Below are 19315 nucleotides of genomic sequence, written 5' to 3'. Positions count from 1 at the left end.
GAGGCGGATGAATGAAAGGATTTCAGCCATTTTAGAAAAATAGCTGTACACTCCACCCAATAAAATACGCAGATGGTACGAGAAAAACTTGTGCTAAAAGTGTTCCTAGGAAGCGTGTTGTCATCAGTAATGCGTAGATTTTGCCTAGCTGCTTACGCTGAGACTCATCATGCAGTGCCTTATCTGTGATTAAACCTAACTGCGGATCAATAAATATCGTGAGCAAAATGGTAGCAATCCCGTTGATCAAACCGGAAGCTTGGGAGGCGGTCGTGGCATGTTCAGGCCATAAATGAGCTGCATAAAGTGAGGCTAGAACACCTACGGAATAAAACGCTGTTACGACGATATTGATGAATAGGAACCGTTTGGATATCCCGAGATAGCGAAACTGACTTAGTTTTACTTTCGGTTTTTTGATGTATTTGGTCGTGTTCTTAAGTTGTGAAATCGTCACATTCGTAAGCATCTTCGGTAAGGAGCCTGCAATTTCAAGACGAGCAATCACTCTAGCACTAAGGTTGATAAAAGTAGGAAATAATGCGATGGCAATGATCGTCCCAATGGACGAAGCCAGTAGGCTTATTCGTAAATATCGCACCAAATCAAACGTTGGCTCATGCTTGGCAAAATCCACAAAGTGCGCCGTCATTGGCGCTTGGATTAAGTTCGCTGTCCGTGAGACGAGCACGACGATGCCTACTAGTGAGAGTGCCACCGCGAGTTTGTTCACGCGAACGCCTGCGTAGCGGATTGAATACGAGAGTGTCTCTGCTGTGTGAATGATCATTGTTAGGATGAAAACCAAAATGAGCGTGTTGATCATGGGAAATGAATCGCCTTCCTCCACTAGAGTAATAGGTGGTAATGCGAACGAAAACCCACCTTCTGTGGTAGCATCGGGTGGGTTCGTGGGGGTATGATTAAGAAATTCCTGCTTCCAGCGCCAAATTCTAACTTCGATCCCCTCTTCTCGGAAGGTCAGCCAGAAATAGATGGAAAACATGCAGTTAAATTCGCTGAATTCGCTCAAAAGGACACTTTAACTGGAAAATATGTAGTTAATTTAACGAGTTTCGGCGAATTCGGTGAATTCGGATGAAATTAACTACAGGAAATACAGTTATTTATGATTTTCGTGAGAAATCGCGAAGATTAGCTGTAGTTTTTACAGTTAATGCCTTTAGTTAATAAATATTCGTGACGCAATACGGATTCCCTCTATTGGCATCCGCAAAACGCAGCCGTTAGGGACTACGCCTTGCGGTCGTCCCCGTACCACAGCTCACGGAACGTGGAGCTGTCTCGCAGCAGTTCCTCCGACGTGCCTTCCGCTTCGATGCGGCCGTCTTTCATTACGATGATGTGGTCGGCACGCGTCAACGCGGTTTTGCGGTGCGAGACGACCAGACACGTCGCATCGCTGCGGCGCTGGAACATCCGCTCCCAGAGCTTCTGCTCCGTCTCGACGTCGAGCGCGCTCGACAGGTCGTCGAAGACGTACAGCTCGGCGTCCCGCACGAGCATGCGGGCTGCAGCCGTCCGCTGCGCTTGGCCGCCGGACAGCTTCACCCCGCGCGGGCCGATGACCGTGTCCAGCCCGCCTGGCAGCTGCGCGACGTCGTACTCGAGCACCGCCGCGTTTAAAGCCTGCTGCAAGCTGCCATCCTGCTCCGCTTGCCCGAGCAAAATATTGTTGCGCAGCGTATCGCTGTACAGCCGCGGCACCTGCGCGGTGTACGCGCTCTGCGGCGGTGTAAAGAAGGTGCCCGGATCCTCGACGGGCACACCGTTCCACGCAATCGTTCCTTTCTCCTTGGGCAGCAGCCCAAGAAGGGAACGAACCAGCGTGGTCTTGCCAGAGCCGATCGTTCCCGTGATGACGGTGAACGATCCTCTGCGCATCGCGAAGTGAATGTCAGCGATACCTCTACCCGTATCCGGGTAGGTATAGCTGAGCCCATTCACTTCCAATCGCTGCAGCGGGGGAGCAACCACGCTGTCACTCAGTTGTTCTTTAGCACCACCGACGATGTCACTCTTTTGCTCTTTTTCTTCCACCCGCTCCTTCTTTAAATACAACGGCTTCACCATCGTCAACACCTTCGCCGACGCGCCCTGCAGCAAGAACGTCAACCGCTCTAGTGAAACACTCATTTGTTTAAAGTACGTGATAAACTTCCCAACATTCGTAATAAACTGTGTCACGAAAGTCAAATAGTAAACAAACAACGCGAGATCACCAACGGTGAACGTCCCGGCTCTCATTTTCGTACCCGCAAGCAAAAGCAGTAATCCCGTTCCTAAATTCACCGAGTTGGAGAAGACGGAATCGAGCACTTCACTCATGAGCCGATCTTTGAGCATCGCTTTGCGACGAGCATCACCGAAGCTGCGAAAACGCTCCATCACTCGCTTCTCAGCGCCTGCCACTTGAATGGCCTGCACGTTGCCGAACATTTCGCTGATTTCACCCGTCACTTTCGAAGTCGCCTCTCTGCTTGCCGCACGATATTTCTGCAAACGTACGGTTGCTAGCTGCGCCGCTGTAATCACAATAACGATGGGCATAAAGACAAGCAGCGTCATTTGAGCATCAATATTAATCAATATGTAGCCGGACACGAGGGCAAAACAAGTCATCCCAAACACATCAACTGACCAACTCGCGGCTTCTTCGGATTGATCTACGTCGTCCCTGAAATGGCTGATCGCTTCCCCTGGTGATACCGGTATCGCTTGAGCGCCGGGTTGCTTTAGCACATGCTCAAGCAAATTGCGACGAAGCAGCATCCCCATCCGAAAGCGGAAATGCACATCCGTAATAAATCCAAAGACGATCAGCAAAATTCTGCCTAAGGCCGCACCGATCAACATCGCGATCAAGCCCCACACGCCAAAGCTCAGCTTGGCATTCCCCGTCAGCGTGTCGAAAAACTCTTTTGTAATTAGACCAGGAGCAATAGGAGCCAAATAAATGACCGTCCAGGCAAAGGCATTAATGAAATATCGGAAAGGCTTATACATGATAAGTCCTTTTAAATATTGAAACGTCGTCATGCCAACACCTCCTCTAACCCTGTCGCGAGCAATTGGCTGAAGCGGGAATTCGGGTCAGCGGCAAGAACCTCTCTACGACCTGATTCCAGCACACGACCTCCGTCCAAAATGACGATATGATCCGCACGCTGAACCGTGGCTAGTCGATGGGCAATCATGATGCAGGAGCGTTCATTTAACAATTTGGAAACGGCTTTCTCCATCCGCTGCTCCGTCAAAGGATCCAGTCGCGATGAAGCTTCATCCATAATGACCAGTCCTGGGTTCGTTAAGAACACACGAGCGAAGGCTAACAACTGCGCCTCACCTGCAGACAGACTGCTGCCACCCGATGCGAGTCCCGTATCCAAGCCATCTGGCATCGCTTCATACCACGCACCTAAGCCAAGCTCATGCAGCACCTCAATAATCTGTTCATCCCGAATCTTCTCATTATAAAAGGTTAAGTTATCCCGAATCGTCCCTTGGATGATCTCGATGTTTTGTGTAACGAGCGCGACACGTTTGCGCAAATCCGCCAGTTTACAATCTCGAACATCGGTTCCGCTGAGTGCAATCACACCGCTTTGCGGGTCATAGAACCGCAGCAATAGCCTAGCAATCGTGGACTTTCCACTCCCTGTCCGCCCCAATAAACCTAACACTTCGCCTGGTTTCAGCGTCATTGTCAAGTGATCAATTGTCGGCTGATCCTCGTCGTAGCTAAAGACAACATCCTTGAAATCAACCCCAAGCGGTCCATCCGGAAGCTTAGCCCCCGGCCCATCTTGAATCTTCGATTGAATCGCGAATAGCTCACGAATACGGGAAATACTTGCGTCTGCTTTTTGCAAATCTTCCATTTGCGTCCGAATCTTTTCGATGGGCTTTGCCAGCAATTCCGTATAGAAGAAAATCAAGTACACCGTACCCAGCGATATTTGCTGTCCATACCATAAGTAGGCACTGATTCCGAACGCCATCGCATTCCCTAACGCGAACACGAAGATCGACATGTTCCACATCGCACAAAAGCCGAGGAACGCTTTGACGCGCAGCGGAAGCATTTTCCGGAGCATGGTATAAAAACGATTCATCACGAAGCCCACCGCACCATTGGCGCGAATGTCCTCCGTCCCTTCCAAATGCTCACCGATAAAACCATAAAACTCCGCGTTCGCCTGCCGCCACCCCGCCCAAACTGGCACAGCGAATTGACGAATCCACTGAATCATATAAATGGCAAACACAACGAATACCGCCATGCCTACGCCAATTAACCAATTTTCACGGAAGAGCAAAACGAGAATCCCCGCCATTAGCAGTACATTACCTAACAAATGAATGATCATGCTGGAAAAGAAATTCGCAAGCGCATTCACATCGCCATCCACCCGCTCGATCAGCGAGCCGGACGTATGACTTTTATGAAAAGACATATCGAGTGACAAACAATGTGCGGCTAGATCGACGCGCAGCTTATTCGTTGTTTTCCAGCCTGCATTTTCACTAAAATAGGTGGCAATCACGGACACTAGCTGCTGCACCAGCGCAAAGCCGATAAAGAAGAGCGCCGCTTTAAAAAGAGGCTGCATCGCCCCTTGTGACTGCGCGGTATCAATAAAATACCGGATAATTTGCGGATTAATGAGCTGCAATCCTATGGATGCGAACAAGAGCAAAGTTAGTCCGATCAGCGTCCCTTTCTGAGGGAACAAATAACGTCCCAACAGCTCGCGGTATTGCCCCATGGAGTTGCTGTTTTTTCGATTTTTCTTCATTAATATGGAGTCCTCCGTATCCTCATGACGTACTCCCCATCATACTAAATTGACTCGATACAGACAACGGACTGTTTGTATAAAATGAAAAAAGCCGCTAAGCGGCTCTGTAAAGAGAATTGTATAAGTCATACACTATTTCTTACTCTAAGTTGATTTTTTTAATTTTATCCATCTCTATCTTAGGTTCACGTTGAATGCTTAGCAACCCATTTACTTCTTGCTGCACGTCGGTAAGCTGCGTGTAGCAGAAACCGCTAACGTACGCTAAGTTTTTGATAGCTCGGGTAATGCTTTCATAACGCGCCAAAAATTCTTCTTCATTCTTCACTTGGTTGCCGTAGCCCCAACCCTCTTCGCTTTTAAACGCGATACCGCCATACTCACTGATGATGACCGGCTGCCCCTTATAGCTGTAACCATTAGCAAAAGGATATCGATGTTTGTCATGCGCAACTTCATTGCTAAGCAGCACTTCTTTATCCTTATAACGAGCTTCGAATGCTGATCCTAGCTCCTCGTAGTCATGTAGCGTTATAATATCCGAAACTGTGTGCTCCCAACCGTCATTCACAACGACTGGCCGCATTTGGTCATACGACTTGGTTAAGTGATAGATCGATTCGGTGAACTGTTGCTGCTTCCTGTTCGTAGAGACGTTTGAGATGCCCCACGATTCATTGAACGGTACCCATGTGACGATACTTGGATGATTATAATGCTGGTGCACAACTTCGGTCCATTCCTTCGTGAATCGATCTACGGCATCATCTCCGAACTCATACGCAGCTGGAAATTCTGACCATACCAAGAGTCCTTTGCGGTCCGCCCAGTACAAGAACCTCGGATCTTCCAGCTTCTGATGCTTACGTACACCGTTAAATCCAAGGGCTAATGTTTTCTCGATATCTTCAATAAGAGCTTCCTCAGAAGGCGGCGTTAGATGGGTATCTTCCCAATAACCTTGATCGAGCAGCAGACGTTGATAAATCGGGTGATTATTGAGCAGGACCCGATTGCCTTTTATCTGGATGCTGCGCATGCCGAAATAGGTATAAACCGTGTCGACCGGCTGGCCGTCCTTCTTCAAGATAACTTCTACATCGTATAAATTGGGATGATTGGGATGCCAAGCGAAAACCTTCCATTCGTAGGCCTCGTTTATCACGCTGACATCCACTTTCACGAACTTCCTGTCAACTTTTAATTCGATTGCGCTAACTAGCTTACCATCGTATCGGACATTCGTCAGCAGCGTCAATCCTTCGTAAGATCGAACAGTGCTTCCTAGCTCGTATTCGAACGTGACGGAAGCTTCCTCCAGCTTTGGTGTAATCTTCGCTCGCTTTACATGAGATGCATCGACATATTCCAGCCAAACAGATTGCCAAATGCCTGTCGTCTGCACATACCAGCAGCCATAGTTCTTGTCGACCCAACGTTGCTTTCCACGCGGCTGCATCGTACTGTTGCCATCCTCAACCCGGACAGTAATGCGGTTCTCACCGCCCAGCTCGACAGCATTTGTAATATCAAATGAAAATGCGGAATAGCCGCCCTCATGCGAGCCTATATAAGTGCCATTCACCCAGAGCTTAGTCAAATAGTCGACAGCTTGAAAGTGAAGTATAACGCGCTTTTCATTCGTATTTATAGGAATAGACACGATCCGTTCGTACCAAACGCATGGATGAAAATTCTCCTCGCAGATGCCGCTTGCCTTCGTCTCGTATGTAAATGGAACTTGAATTGTCCGATCTGCATCGAGCTTGCTGCTCCAATTCTTCCGTTCTCCTTCAAATGAATCATCGAAACGGAAGCACCACTCCCCATTCAACAATTGCCATTCGTCGCGTACCCATTGCGGTCGCGGGTAATTTTCAACATACTTATGCGCGCTGCTCATGCTCTCACAACTCTCCTTTTAATTAACATTTTTATTAACTAAATAACTATGAAGAGAACAATTAATGTACACATTATGCTAAATTGCAGATATATTGTCAACGAAAAGTTTATTAGTTAACTTATTAGTTATGTAGTGACGGAACATCGTTTATGATGTACTCCTCACCACAAACACCAAATACCCGAGGCCCCATCGCCTCAGGTTATCTTCACTCCTGCTTCTATAAAATTTCTCCACATGTCATTGGACACATTGTATAATTAACTACAATCCCTTGTCGTTCAAACTTACGTTAACTTTCCTTCCATGAAAGTGGTGATTTGGATTGAACCAAACCCTTTTACAATTAACTGTGCATGATATTTTACAGCGTCCTCTCTTTCACAAGGCAGAAGCCATTGCAACAGAGGAAGGTTTAGCCCGCAAAGTACGTTGGGTTCACATTATGGAAGTTACGCAAGTCGGTCAGCTTTTGAATGGAAATGAACTGATCCTATGCACGGGAATTGGCTGGCAGGACAATGAGGAAACGAGTCTTTCCTTCCTTCAGCAATTAATTGACAGCGGTGCTTCAGGACTGTGTATCGAGTTGGGCACCTATACGAAGCGGCCGCTAGAGAGCATGAAGACACTTGCCCTTCAAGCCCATTTTCCGCTTATTTTTTTCCACGAGGAAGTTCGTTATATTGATATCACGCAGGATTTGCATACGCATTTCATTCATCAGCATCACAAAATGGTCTCCGACCTAGAACTGCTTTCTACCTATATCGAGGAAAAAATCCGCTATAAACAGGACCTCTGGGTAACCGATTGGTTATGCGGCAAGCTTTCGCTTCAAGATATTCGTGAGTATGTCTTGTCCGTCCAGCCTGCGGTGAAACTCGGTCCAGTCATCGTTTGCGTATTCGATAAGATTTCTGGCAGCGAGGGCAGTAAATGGCATGAAACGCTCCTTTTTCAAAAACAAATGATAGCCCGCTCCCTGTTTGAGAGAGAAGGCTTTTATCTCCTGCCTACGGTCTATGATCAGCGCATTGTCTTCATCCTTTTAGATCAAACGCCCTCTTCTACATGTCATGAACGAATCCTGCGAACGATACAGCGCTTGCAGAAATCGCAAGAATCCAATCTTTTCCCGTCACTTTATGGTATTGGGAAAGCAGTTAGCGACCCACTACATATTCACCACAGCTATGAATCCGCCTTAGAAACGATCACGATTCAGAAGGATATCGGCGCACTTCCGAAGCCCTTTTATCACGAGCTACACGTCTACAAGGTGCTGCTATTTATGAAGCAAGCCGGCCAACTGAACTCGTTCATTCACGAGTATCTTGAAGGCATCATCGGGTATGATCGCGAGAAGAATGGTCAGCTTTTGAAAACTTTACACGCGTATTTAACGCTGTCCGGTTCAAAACAAGAAACAGCCAAAGAGCTGTTCATCGTTCGGCAAACGCTGTACCATCGGCTGGACAAAATCGCCGCCATTCTCGGTGACGATTTCATGCAGCCGCAGAAACGAATCGCGTTAGAGCTTGCTTTACATGGCTATGAATATTTAAACGGTGCCATTCGTTAAGATTTGGTTTTGCCTTGTGACAACAGTACATTGACGTAATACTTCCTGGCGTTAGCTGTCTTCAAATGCAGTCTTGCCGTTTCCCCGCCGGGGTGCTCGAGATCCAGCCATGCCCCTTCTAGATCTTCGAGCACACCGACGATTTTGAATTTTTGTGCGACGTAGCCGTCCAACTTTTGCTTTTCTGCTTGATAGAGCTCAAATTCAGACATAGGGGGCACCTCCTTGGACCGTTACCTTCCTCGTTTCGCTTACATCAGCCGAAGATGAAACATACGTTCCCCTCTTGATGTATTGACCATTTCCCGCTTCACCCACGAATTGTTTATCCTGAATGACGAACTCGCCACGAGACAGAACCGTCACAGGCTCCCCCGTGATCTCAATACCTTCAAACGGATTATAATCCACATTCATATGATGGGTTTCGGCTGAAATCGTGCGCTTCGCATTCGGATCAAAAATAACAATATCCGCGTCGCCGCCAACCGCAATCGTCCCTTTTTTCGGAAACAAGCCAAACAGCTTCGCGCTTCGCGTCGACACAATATCTACAAACTGATTCAGCGTAATCCGCCCTTTCCCTACCCCCTCAGAGTAAAGAATGGAGAAGCGGTCTTCGATGCATGGCCCACCGTTGGGAATTTTACTAAAGTCCCCGAGCCCTAAATCCTTTTGACCGTTAAAATTAAACGAGCACTGGTCCGAGCCTACCGTTTGTAACTGGCCCGTTTTCAACGCATTCCATAGCACGTCTTGGTGAAACTTCGGCCGCAGTGGTGGCGACCACACGTATTTCGCGCCTTCAAAATCCGGCTTTTCCAAGTATGTTTGATCGAGCATCAAATACTGTGGACACGTTTCCCCCCAGATATCGACACCTTGATTACGCGCCTCCGTAATTTGCTGAACCGCTTCCTCACACGTGACATGGACCACATAGAGCTGCGAGTTGGCTAACGCCGTGAGCTTGGCAGCGCGCCCCGTTGCTTCTCCTTCAATGAGAGACGGCCGAGTCAGCGCATGATAGATCGGTTCGGTATGTCCGGCTTCGAGCGCTTCTTTGATCAAATAGTCGATCACATCGCCATTCTCCGCATGAACCATGACAAGCGCACCATGTTTTTTGGCTTCTAGCAATGTCCGATACAGCGTCCCGTCGTCTGCTTGGAAAACGTTCTTATACGCCATAAATACTTTCAAAGAAGTGATCCCTTCGTCATGAATCATGGCCGGCAGCTCCGCCAGCACCTCATCGTTGATTTCGGCAATCATCAAATGAAAACTATAATCAATGACGGCTTTCCCTTTTGCCTTCTGATGCCACGTCTGCACGGACTGACTTAAAGGTTTCCCCTTATTCGTCAAACAAAAATCGATGATCGTCGTCGTTCCGCCGAATGCCGCAGCCATCGTGCCTGTCTCGAAATCGTCCGCTGTCACCGTCCCGCCAAATGGCATTTCTAGATGCGTGTGCGGATCAATTCCGCCAGGAAACACATATTTCCCCGTCGCATCCACAATCTCAGCGCCTTCTCGGCTCAGGTTAAGCCCGATCCCGGTTATGATGCCGTCTTCAATGAGAATATCCCCCTGATACTGATCCGATGCAGTGACAATCGTTCCATTTTTAATGAGCTTGGCCATGGCTACACAGCCTCCTTCTTATCGGCATCTTTACCCTCAGACAGCTTGGCGACGACCTCCTGACGCTCGTTCCACGTCATCGGCTCCTCTGTGCCTTTTACCTCAACCATGGCAATTGCGCCATCTACCGGACACACAATCGCACATAAATTACAGCCTACACAATCCTCTTCCCGCACCTGCAAAAACGATTTCCCTTGATCATCCGTATGCCGCTCAATACATTGATGCGAGGTATCCTCGCAGGCAATATGGCACTTATTGCAGTTAATACACGTTTCCGTGTCGATCTTAGCCACCACTGCATAATTCAAATCCAAATTTCCCCAATCCGAGTAGCGCGGAACGGATTTCCCGATGAGCTCGGAGACGCTGGCAAGACCTTTGTCATCCAAATAGTTGTTCAGCCCATCGATCATATCCTCGACGATTCGGAAACCGTGATGCATTGCCGCCGTACAGACCTGCACGCCTGTTGCGCCCATGAGCATAAATTCAACCGCATCACGCCAATTGGAAATGCCGCCAATGCCGGATATCGGGATATTCACTCCTGGATTTCTCGCACAATCCGCAACCATGTGAAGGGCAATTGGCTTTACCGCTGGGCCGCAATAGCCGCCATGCGAGCCTTTACCCCCGACATGCGGAATCGTGTTCCATGTGTCGATATCTACGCCAGCCAGCGAGTTAATCGTGTTGATGAGCGATATCGCATCCGCACCTCCACGCACCGCCGCTAGTGCTGTACTTGTAATATCCGTGATGTTCGGCGTCAGCTTCACGATCACTGGTGTTTGTGCGGCTTCCTTCGCCCACATGGTCTGCGCCTCGACAAGGTCCGGCTGTTGGCCGGATGCCGAGCCCATGCCGCGCTCCGCCATGCCGTGCGGACAGCCGAAGTTTAATTCGAGACCGTCTACGCCGACGGCTTCGACTTTTTTGACGATCTCATGCCACTTCTCTCGCTTAGGCTCAACCATTAGAGAGACGACCAACGCATGATTCGGGAAGCGTTTCTTCGTTTCATAGATTTCCTTGAGATTGACGTCAAGAGGACGATCAGTAATCAGCTCGATATTGTTGAAACCGGCCACACGCTGCCCGTTAAAATGAACAGCGGCAAACCGCGACGATGTATTAATAATCGGGTCTCCGAGCGTTTTCCACACAGCGCCGCCCCATCCCGCTTCAAAAGCTCGCTGAACCTGATACCCCGTATTCGTCGGTGGGGCCGATGCCAACCAGAAAGGGTTGGGTGACACAATTCCAGCTAGATTCGTTCGTAAATCAGCCATGTTGAATCCCTCCTGATTCTGTAGTAAGTCAGCTTATGCAGACGCCTCTTGCCCTTTCCCTAGCTGCTTATAGATGGCATAGGCGGTCAACTTCCCTTGTTGGGCAGCCGATACGACCATCGCTTCACCCTGTCCATCGCCGAATATAACGTCGCCAGCCGCGTAAACCTTCGGATTCGACGTCATGCCTGTGCCCGCATCGATCAAGGTCACGGTTCCCCTCGAATGTGCGAGGCCGAATTGTTCGATCAACGAAATATGCTTCGTCTGACCGATGGCTTTAATTACGGCATCCACTTCGATGACGAATTCGGAATCAGCTACAGGGATCGGACGTTTGCGCCCGCTATCAACAGACTCTACAAGCTCCATCCGCACACATTCGATGCCTACAACATTACCCTGTTCATCACCAAGAATCCGTTTCGGTGCTGTTAACCACTGAAACGCAACGCCATCGAGCTTCGCAAACTCATATTCAAAATCATACGCTGTCATTTCCTCTTGTGTTCGTCTGTATACGATTTGTACATGTTCCGCACCAAGTCTGACCGAACATGTCGCCGCATCAATTGCGGTATTCCCTGCACCAATGACAGCTACCCGCTTCCCAACGAAAGACTCGTCTAGATCTGCTGTAACTTTCGTTGACTCTACAAAATCTATTGCATCATAGACGCCGTTTAGTTGTTCCCCGTCGATTCCCAGCATAGGCACCTTTGACATCCCAACTGCTAATACAACCGCGTCGTAATCGCGCAATAGCTGCGCAGGGGTTACATCCGTGCCAACGCGTGTGTTCAATCGAAACTCAACACCGAGCTGTCGCACTTGTTCAACCTCCCAGTGCGAGATCTCCTGTGGCAGTCGGAACGACACGATCCCGTACGTATCCAAGCCCCCCGCTTGCTCCTTCGCTTCGAATACGGTGACCTTAAAGCCGAAGCGGGCTAGCTCACGGGCTGCCGAAAGCCCCGCTGGCCCACCACCCACGATCGCGACTCTTTTACCATTGCTTGCACCAGCTTGAAATAAGATCTGTTCATTCTTCATAGCCCAGTCCGTGGCATACCGCTGCAATTGACCGATGAGGATAGGCTTGGACGAATGATTGAGTACACAAGCCCCTTCACACAATTCCTCTGTTGGACATACTCGTGAGCATGAAGCACCAACCGGATTAGCTTCCATGATCGTTTTGGCAGAGCCTTTTAGATTGCCAGAGGCAATCTTTTTAATAAAAGAAGGGATATTAATGCCTGTCGGACAGGCCGTTATACAAGGAGCGTCATAACAGAACAAGCAGCGGTTGGATTCTTCGATCGCCTCTTTGGGCTTCATGCCCGCCTTCACTTCGGCGAAATTTCGCTTCAAATCCGTTAAAGAAATAAATGATGTACCCATCTTCGCTCCTCCTCCCCATCATGAGAATTGTTTATCTACAGCGATCTGGCGGGCTGCTCGATAGAGAAGCTCTGTTCCCAAGGTAATATCCTCGGGGCTCGCATATTCCTTCGGATTGTGACTAATCCCCTCGAGGCAGCGTACAAAAATCATGCCATAATCGCATACGTAGGACATGGCTAGTGAATCGTGGAAAGGCCCGCTCATAAGCTCCGGCGGCTTCATCTCCATCAGACCTGCTTCCTTGTGCAGCAGATCTTTGATCCACTTCGCACAATAGCGAGGCTCGCTGTTCGTATCCTCTCGAATCGTATAGGTAAGACCATGCTCACGTGCAACGTTCTCGATAATGCTGAGCAGCTCAGCTTCGAGCGCGTTCCGACGACATAATTCGATGTCGCGCAGATCAACTGTGAAGCTGACTTTCTCGGGGATGATGTTCCGGGAATCCGGAAACACTGTGAGCGACCCGACGGTTCCAACCGTTGGGGCACCTGGTTCACGACACACAAGCTCGTTCAGTGCGACGATGATTTTGGCACTGCCGAGCAGTGCATCATGACGCATCGACATCGGTACGGAGCCAGCATGGCCTGCGAAGCCTGTCATCTCTACGGTGAGCCATAACGGACCCGAAATGCCGCTCACGATCCCAATTGGCTCATTTATAGACTCCAGAACAGGACCTTGCTCAATGTGCAGCTCCAGAAAAGCCCCGATACGACCTGCTTGGAACGTATAGCCTTCCATATCTGCTGGATCACAACCGAATTCCAGCAGTGCTTCTCGGCGGGTAACGCCGTTTTTATCCGTACGATCTAACTCATCTGCCTCCAGCTTACCGAGCATGCCCCTAACTCCGAACAATCCTTTGTTGAAACGACTGCCTTCTTCATCACAAAAAGCAACAACCTCGATATTGCATGCTGGATGCAAGCCTTCCTCCACCATCGTTTGCACAGCTTCGATTGCACCAAGCACACCAATTGCGCCATCGAATCGCCCCCCGTAAGGCTGCGAATCGACATGCGAGCCGAGCATGAGAACAGGTGCTTGCGGATCGCTCCCGCGCCATACGCCGATCAGATTGGCGAAAGGGTCGATGTGTGTCTCCATCCCGGCTTCCTCCATCCAGGATTTCACCAGCTCCACACCGGCACGGTCTTCCTTCGAAAGAGCAAGTCTGCATACGCCTGTTTCGCCGATTTTTCCGATTTGAGCGAGATCATGAATGTGCTGTCCAAGACGTTCTGCATTGATTTGGATAAGTGGCTTCGTTGACAAGACCGATCATCCTTTCTCTTTCGCGATACCAAACACCGTCAATAGAGTTTCGATAATAAAATTCACATCTTCATCCGTTGAGGATAATGGAGGACTTAGCGTCACAATGTTGGCGAAGCCAGGGACGGTGTCCCCATTTTTACCGACGAGCAGTCCCTTGCTTTTGCATGCCAGAATAATATCTGTTACCCGTTCTACCGTAGCGGGAATCTTCGATTGCCTATCCTCCACCAGCTCAATGCCCATTGCTGAACCGAAAATTCGTATTTCTCCGACATGTGGATGCTGCTTTAAAGGTTCTAATCGCGTCCTGAACGCCTGCCCAATGTCCGCCGAACGTTCAACTAAACCCTCTCGCTCGAGAATCTCGATATTCGTTAACGCCACTTTACATGAAACGGGATTCCCACCAAACGTATTGATATGTCTAAAATGGCTTGTCGCCTCTTTCTCCTTGAAAGAGTCATATAATTCGGCCGATACTGCGGTTGCAGATAACGGTGAATAAGCGCTTGTTAAGCCTTTGGCCATCGTGACGATGTCCGGTCTTACTCCATAATTCTGATGACCGAAGGGCTTGCCCGATCGGCCAAAACCGCAAATGACCTCATCTACGATCAGCAAAACATCGTATTTATCACAAATTTCCCTAACCATCGGTAAATAATCATCGGACGGAACAATCATGCCTCCGCCAGTAATCACTGGCTCCAGAATGACACCGGCAACGGAATCGGCTCCCTCCCATATGATGGCGTTTTCGATCGCTTTGGCACATTGTAGGCTGCACGTATCTTTCGTCTGTCCGAACGGACAGCGATAACAATAAGGCGGAGGCACATGCTGAAAGCCAACACCAAGCGGCTCATATTTCAACTTACGCTGAGCTTGGCCCGTTGCTCCCAATGCCCCCATGGAATTTCCATGATAGGCGCGATGACGCGAAATAAATTTATGTTTGCTCGGTTTGCCATTTTGATGATGATATTGCCTGGCAATTTTGAACGCGACTTCATTAGCATCCGATCCTGAGTTGGAGTAAAAAATGCGATACTCGCCATCCAACCACTCATTCAACTTCGCCGCTAATTCAATGGCCGGGATGTGGGATTGAACCAGCGTTGCATAAGCGATTTTCATCATTTGCTCAGCTGCTGCTTCGGCAATTTCTCTTCTGCCGTGACCAACATTCACGCACCATAATCCTGACATGCCGTCTAGATAACGATTGCCGTCTATATCCGTTACCCAGCTTCCCCTACCTTCAGCGATGATCATCGGATTCTCATTGTGCGCGGTCATATGATGCCACACATATTTACGATCTTTTTCTAGCAGCTCCTCTTTGGTCAGTACTGGATCGATATCATCTTGAGCACTCATACGTAGTCCCTCCTGTTGATCTAACAAGAATCACACAAACCATACTATATTTCTATGTGTGAAAAGAGGTTGTCATCCCTAGCTTTACCTATTATTTTCATTTGGTAGAGTCAGGTTTACAGATGCGGTTAATTCATGAAAAAGTGGGGTTTCACGCGTTTGCAGCGTTCGATCAGGTAAAGGGACTTGGTGGATCGCAAGCACACGGCCTGGATTTGCGGATAATACGATAATTCGATTGGAGAGGAATACAGCTTCTGTGATGCTGCGAGTGACATAAACGATGGTTTTGTTCATTTTTTTCTTCATTTCAAGGAGATCAAGCTGTAATTTGTCCTTGGTGAATGCGTCTAAAGCGGAGAACGGTTCATCCAAGAATAAAATGGGTGGATCGAGGGATAACGCACGTGCTATGGCGACTCGAATCTGCATTCCGCTACTCAACTGCCATGCGTAATAATCTTTAAACTTCGCTAAACCAACCGTGTCCAGCAGTTGATCCATACGTTCCTGAAAGGAACTGCGACTAAGCCCCATATCCTCTAGTGGCAGCTCGATATTCTCTCGCACAGTTCGCCACTCGATTAAGTTAGGCGTTCGAGAAATGATGCCAAACTTCCGGCGCAGCCGAAGCTCTTGGGGGTGTTCCTTCTGAATCATAATCTGACCACTAGACGGCTGAAGGAGATCCGCCATTAGTCGAAGTAACGTTGATTTGCCACAGCCTGAAGGCCCAAGTATAGAGACGAATTCATTCTGGCCTACATCAAAGGTGATGTCTTGAAGAACCGTTACTTGTCTTCCTTTCTTCCCAAACACTATTCCGACGCCTTCTAACGAAATTTCCGCCTTCTTTCGGGAAAAGTCTGAATACATCGGGTTCCTCCTCATTCATGCTTGCCATTACGTTACGTATCCGTGAGTATAAATAACCCTATATGTTATATTATATAACGAATTTACGATTTTTCATTATACAGAGTGTTCCTAAATTAGAACCGCCATTTGACATTGTGTAAAATGTGGGGCAGATATGTAATGCTTTTGTCTCGTCGAATATTACATAACTAATGTTATGTAAACTAATTATGCACTATTTTTCTATTATCCAAATATTGTTCATATTCTCTGTTTCTGCAATTTGATAGAATGTGAAAGTAACCACATCAACCACATCTAGGAGGACAACGATGAAAAAGATGATTCTTACAACGGTAGTCGCAACAAGTCTCTTGTTCGGGGGTATTGCGAATGCGGCAACTTCCACTACATACGTCGCTACGGATTCCGACACGTTCTGGTCTATTTCACAGAAATATAAAGTGTCTCTCTCCGAGCTAATCGCACTAAATCCGAATGTGAATGCGGATAACATTTATGAAGGCGTTATCATTAAAATTCCTGTTAAAGAAGTCCAAAAAACTAGCTGGGAAGTCAAAGCAGACGCCATCATTGCAACAGGAATGAAGCAGCTAGGTGTCCCTTATGTTTTTGGCGGCAGCACGCCGAATGTGGCTTTTGATTGTTCGGGCTTTGTTCAATATGCATTTAATCAAAACGGGTTTAATTTGCTCCATTCCTCTGCCCTGCAAAGTCAAATGGGAACGCCTGTAGACAAAAACAATCTTCGTAAAGGAGATCTCGTATTTTTAGAAGGAACCTATACCGCTGGCGTTTCCCATGTTGCTATTTATTTAGGCAATAACCAGATTCTTCAGGCAGGTACGATGGGTACGCGTGAAGTTAAAATTAGCACTTTATTTGGCACTCCCTACTATGACGCTCATTATTGGGGAGCACGCCGTTTAATCAACTAGCCAATGAAAAGCCGCGGTTATTGCCGACGGCTATTTTTTTTGAGCTTTAGCCTGTCACAGTAGGCTCAAGTAGAGTAAAATTGTTCGAATACGTATCGAGCTCAGCCATGGCCCCAATGGGGATCGCTGCTTTATAGTAACCATGAGCTGTACTCAGATTGGTCATCAGCGGTTTACCTAAAGGAACGATTAATCCGGCAATGAGATCATTATAGGTGGTAAAATACGAAACCGAACAATTCGTACATTGTCCCATCACGATGCCGACGCAATCCCGAAATTTGCCTGCCATAATGAGTTGTGTCAAATAACGATATATCGCATTGGTTGGCTCATGCGTCTCTTCGATGACGATGATCTTCCCCTTTGTATCCACTTCGAACGGCGTTCCAAGTGTGCCTACAAACGAAGTAAGATTTCCGCCGACGATGCGGCCTCTGACAATTCCTTTTACGAGGCCGGTTAGTGGTAGGCTTGGTGGATTTTGTATCATTCTCGGGCTCGCTAGTGTTGAAGTCGCTGCATAAAATTGATCAAAGTTATAAGCAGGTGTATCCGGTTTAAAATCAATTAGCAAAAGGCTTTGAAATGTAATGAGATTGGCAAATTGGTAGAGGATATTTAATAAAATCGTAATATCACTGTAGCCAGTTACGATTTTGGGATTGCTATTGATAAGGGGAAAGTCCAAAAGAGGCAAAATATCCTTGACCCCTGTTCCACCTCTTGTGGGCAGAATCATGTTCACATTCGGATTTCTAAACATAGACATGAGGTCGTCTGCTCGTTGCCCGGCAGTAGCAGCAACGATCCCCCCGTAGGCATACGTGTATTTCCCTACGATCACCTGAAAGCCCATATTCTCAAGCGTTTGAATTCGTGCATCGATCGTGCTTGCGTCCAGTGGACTTCCTAGCGTTACAATACCTATTGTATCTCCACTTTGTAATAAGGGGGGCCGAATTGCCATTATTTTGCCTCCTACCCACGATAGCTTAGTGAACTGGATTCTCTCTATGTTGCCTTATATGCATAAACTTTACATATTAGACCACTTAGATCCTCATGCCAGTAGGAATGAACGCTGACACGCGATTCATTGCATCTTGCTTTTGCTTATCCCCCACGTGCGTATAAATTTGTGTGGTTTGGATGCTCGAATGTCCAAGCAGCTCTTGCAAGGTTCGGATATCCGTCCCTGCTAATACTTGCATCGTCGCAAACGTATGCCGCAGCTTATGGCTGGAAAACGATTTGCCTTGCAGCTCGATATACTGCCCCTTTAATTGGCCGAAATGCTTCTCGGCAATCGTTTGAATCATTCGGATACTTATGCGCCGTCCAAATTGCGATACAAAAAATGGCTGCTCCGCCCCACTCCTCGCTTCCATACGCTCTTCCAGCGCACGCTCGAGCACTTGAACGATTTCGCCTGGAAGCGGGATCACACGCCACTTGCGTCCTTTGCCTAGGACCATCAACGAATTCGTACCGCGATTGAAATCAGACATATTCAATCGGTGAAGTTCACTGACCCGCAGGCCGGCATAGCTCATCAGCAGAAACATCGCCACATTGCGAATCTGGTATTTTCCTTCAATGGATTGCAAAAATACAGCAAGCAGTTCCTCGCTCAGAAAGGTTGGAACTGGATTCTTTTCCACCTTCGATTTCTTCACGTTGATCGACGGGTTGTTCACAACAATCTGCAGCTCTACGAGTGCTGCAAAAAAAGTACGGATCGACGAGAGGTACCGATTCCTCGCCGCATCCCCTGCCCCTCCCTGACGCATCCTCGTCAGGAACCGCATAATGTCAATCGCCTCGAGCGTAGGCAAGACCTTCTCTCCGAGGCTCGACAGAAATAAACGAACATCGCCAAGGTAGGCTTGCTGTGTTCGTTTCGTAAATCCCTGGTCCTTCATCCAGGAATCAAAAAGCTCCAAATACTCGTCATCATAAGCAAAACTAGTGTCCATGTTGTCAATCTCCGTCCGTCACAAGCTAAATTGCGTTAAATATAGATTTAGTGCAATTTTTGGGTGTTAATAAAGACCGCCCTTATTGTAGAACGGTCTGGAAATAACTTAGTGAATCTCATTTTTCAGTTTCTGAGCTTCAGCTTCCGAAAGACCAGAAATCTCCGCAGTATCAGAAACTGTTGTCGA

16 protein-coding genes are annotated in these 19315 nt (G+C 48.0%); 3 read left to right on the top strand and 13 right to left on the bottom strand.

Features of this window, described 5'->3' with window-relative positions:
• Window positions 1-31 precede the first annotated feature (31 nt).
• Window positions 32-826 (bottom strand): lipid II flippase Amj family protein, encoded by a 795-nt coding sequence (locus tag AC58UX_RS19780; protein WP_497255774.1) that lies wholly within the window; start codon window positions 824-826, stop codon window positions 32-34.
• A 93-nt stretch (window positions 827-919) separates the two neighbouring features.
• Between AC58UX_RS19780 and AC58UX_RS19775 the strand changes: the two genes are divergently transcribed.
• Window positions 920-1102, top strand: coding sequence for a hypothetical protein (locus AC58UX_RS19775; protein ID WP_497255772.1), 183 nt, complete (start codon window positions 920-922; stop codon window positions 1100-1102).
• A gap of 152 nt (window positions 1103-1254) precedes the next feature.
• Here the strand turns inward: AC58UX_RS19775 and AC58UX_RS19770 are convergent, their stop codons facing one another.
• The 3 genes from AC58UX_RS19770 to AC58UX_RS19760 all read right to left on the bottom strand — a co-directional run bounded on the left by AC58UX_RS19770 (window position 1255) and on the right by AC58UX_RS19760 (window position 6726).
• A complete protein-coding gene (locus AC58UX_RS19770) occupies window positions 1255-3060 on the bottom strand; it encodes an ABC transporter ATP-binding protein (RefSeq protein WP_497255770.1) in 1806 nt (601 codons plus the stop codon).
• The gene (locus AC58UX_RS19765; RefSeq protein WP_497255768.1) at window positions 3057-4820 is read right to left on the bottom strand and encodes an ABC transporter ATP-binding protein; all 1764 of its coding nucleotides are present in this window, start codon (window positions 4818-4820) and stop codon (window positions 3057-3059) included. Before AC58UX_RS19765 ends, AC58UX_RS19770 begins: the two co-directional genes overlap by 4 nt.
• Window positions 4821-4962: 142 nt before the next feature.
• Complete coding sequence (locus AC58UX_RS19760) at window positions 4963-6726, bottom strand: glycoside hydrolase family 2 protein (protein WP_497255766.1); 1764 nt, start codon at window positions 6724-6726, stop codon at window positions 4963-4965.
• 328 nt (window positions 6727-7054) lie between these two features.
• Here AC58UX_RS19760 and AC58UX_RS19755 point away from each other — a divergent pair, with 328 nt between their 5' ends.
• On the top strand, window positions 7055-8314 hold the full coding sequence (locus AC58UX_RS19755; protein WP_497255764.1) for a PucR family transcriptional regulator: 1260 nt from the start codon (window positions 7055-7057) through the stop codon (window positions 8312-8314).
• Here the strand turns inward: AC58UX_RS19755 and AC58UX_RS19750 are convergent.
• The 7 genes from AC58UX_RS19750 to AC58UX_RS19720 all read right to left on the bottom strand — a co-directional run bounded on the left by AC58UX_RS19750 (window position 8311) and on the right by AC58UX_RS19720 (window position 16206).
• Entirely contained in the window at window positions 8311-8526 is a 216-nt protein-coding gene (locus AC58UX_RS19750) for a hypothetical protein (protein ID WP_497255762.1), read from the bottom strand. The two genes, AC58UX_RS19755 and AC58UX_RS19750, sit on opposite strands and share 4 nt — an antisense overlap.
• A complete protein-coding gene (hydA, locus tag AC58UX_RS19745; protein ID WP_497255760.1) occupies window positions 8519-9961 on the bottom strand; it encodes a dihydropyrimidinase in 1443 nt (480 codons plus the stop codon). Before hydA ends, AC58UX_RS19750 begins: the two co-directional genes overlap by 8 nt.
• 2 nt (window positions 9962-9963) lie before the next feature.
• On the bottom strand, window positions 9964-11259 hold the full coding sequence (gene preA / locus AC58UX_RS19740) for an NAD-dependent dihydropyrimidine dehydrogenase subunit PreA (RefSeq protein WP_497255759.1): 1296 nt from the start codon (window positions 11257-11259) through the stop codon (window positions 9964-9966).
• 33 nt (window positions 11260-11292) lie between these two features.
• Window positions 11293-12663 carry an NAD(P)-dependent oxidoreductase gene (locus tag AC58UX_RS19735; RefSeq protein WP_497255757.1) on the bottom strand — a complete coding sequence of 457 codons (1371 nt, stop codon included), beginning with the start codon at window positions 12661-12663 and terminating at the stop codon, window positions 11293-11295.
• Between the two features lie 18 nt (window positions 12664-12681).
• Entirely contained in the window at window positions 12682-13947 is a 1266-nt protein-coding gene (locus AC58UX_RS19730; RefSeq protein WP_497255755.1) for a M20 family metallo-hydrolase, read from the bottom strand.
• 6 nt (window positions 13948-13953) lie between these two features.
• Complete coding sequence (locus AC58UX_RS19725; RefSeq protein WP_497255753.1) at window positions 13954-15330, bottom strand: aspartate aminotransferase family protein; 1377 nt, start codon at window positions 15328-15330, stop codon at window positions 13954-13956.
• An 84-nt stretch (window positions 15331-15414) separates the two neighbouring features.
• Window positions 15415-16206, bottom strand: a complete 792-nt coding sequence (locus tag AC58UX_RS19720) for an ABC transporter ATP-binding protein (RefSeq protein ID WP_497255751.1) — start codon at window positions 16204-16206, stop codon at window positions 15415-15417.
• Between the two features lie 314 nt (window positions 16207-16520).
• Between AC58UX_RS19720 and AC58UX_RS19715 the strand changes: the two genes are divergently transcribed.
• Window positions 16521-17147, top strand: coding sequence for a C40 family peptidase (locus tag AC58UX_RS19715; RefSeq protein ID WP_497255749.1), 627 nt, complete (start codon window positions 16521-16523; stop codon window positions 17145-17147).
• 46 nt (window positions 17148-17193) lie between these two features.
• Here AC58UX_RS19715 and AC58UX_RS19710 read toward each other — a convergent pair whose 3' ends face one another.
• Window positions 17194-18117 (bottom strand): S66 peptidase family protein, encoded by a 924-nt coding sequence (locus AC58UX_RS19710; RefSeq protein ID WP_497255747.1) that lies wholly within the window; start codon window positions 18115-18117, stop codon window positions 17194-17196.
• Window positions 18118-18202: 85 nt separating this feature from the next.
• Window positions 18203-19126 (bottom strand): tyrosine-type recombinase/integrase, encoded by a 924-nt coding sequence (locus AC58UX_RS19705; RefSeq protein WP_497255745.1) that lies wholly within the window; start codon window positions 19124-19126, stop codon window positions 18203-18205.
• Window positions 19127-19315 lie beyond the last annotated feature (189 nt).

It is taken from the genome of Paenibacillus sp. J22P90 (assembly GCF_059692195.1).
The sequence above is the reverse complement of the archived record's forward strand: the minus strand, read 5'-3'. Positions and strand labels throughout refer to the sequence as shown.

What these genes read in the sequence shown, in the direction of transcription:
- AC58UX_RS19780 (WP_497255774.1), bottom strand. Translation starts at nt 826, where the DNA reads ATGATCAACACGCTCATTTTGGTTTTCATCCTAACAATGATCATTCAC.
- AC58UX_RS19775 (WP_497255772.1), top strand. Translation starts at nt 920, where the DNA reads ATGATTAAGAAATTCCTGCTTCCAGCGCCAAATTCTAACTTCGATCCC.
- AC58UX_RS19770 (WP_497255770.1), bottom strand. Translation starts at nt 3,060, where the DNA reads ATGACGACGTTTCAATATTTAAAAGGACTTATCATGTATAAGCCTTTC.
- AC58UX_RS19765 (WP_497255768.1), bottom strand. Translation starts at nt 4,820, where the DNA reads ATGAAGAAAAATCGAAAAAACAGCAACTCCATGGGGCAATACCGCGAG.
- AC58UX_RS19760 (WP_497255766.1), bottom strand. Translation starts at nt 6,726, where the DNA reads ATGAGCAGCGCGCATAAGTATGTTGAAAATTACCCGCGACCGCAATGG.
- AC58UX_RS19750 (WP_497255762.1), bottom strand. Translation starts at nt 8,526, where the DNA reads ATGTCTGAATTTGAGCTCTATCAAGCAGAAAAGCAAAAGTTGGACGGC.
- hydA (WP_497255760.1), bottom strand. Translation starts at nt 9,961, where the DNA reads ATGGCCAAGCTCATTAAAAATGGAACGATTGTCACTGCATCGGATCAG.
- preA (WP_497255759.1), bottom strand. Translation starts at nt 11,259, where the DNA reads ATGGCTGATTTACGAACGAATCTAGCTGGAATTGTGTCACCCAACCCT.
- AC58UX_RS19735 (WP_497255757.1), bottom strand. Translation starts at nt 12,663, where the DNA reads ATGGGTACATCATTTATTTCTTTAACGGATTTGAAGCGAAATTTCGCC.
- AC58UX_RS19725 (WP_497255753.1), bottom strand. Translation starts at nt 15,330, where the DNA reads ATGAGTGCTCAAGATGATATCGATCCAGTACTGACCAAAGAGGAGCTG.
- AC58UX_RS19720 (WP_497255751.1), bottom strand. Translation starts at nt 16,206, where the DNA reads ATGTATTCAGACTTTTCCCGAAAGAAGGCGGAAATTTCGTTAGAAGGC.
- AC58UX_RS19715 (WP_497255749.1), top strand. Translation starts at nt 16,521, where the DNA reads ATGAAAAAGATGATTCTTACAACGGTAGTCGCAACAAGTCTCTTGTTC.
- AC58UX_RS19710 (WP_497255747.1), bottom strand. Translation starts at nt 18,117, where the DNA reads ATGGCAATTCGGCCCCCCTTATTACAAAGTGGAGATACAATAGGTATT.
- AC58UX_RS19705 (WP_497255745.1), bottom strand. Translation starts at nt 19,126, where the DNA reads ATGGACACTAGTTTTGCTTATGATGACGAGTATTTGGAGCTTTTTGAT.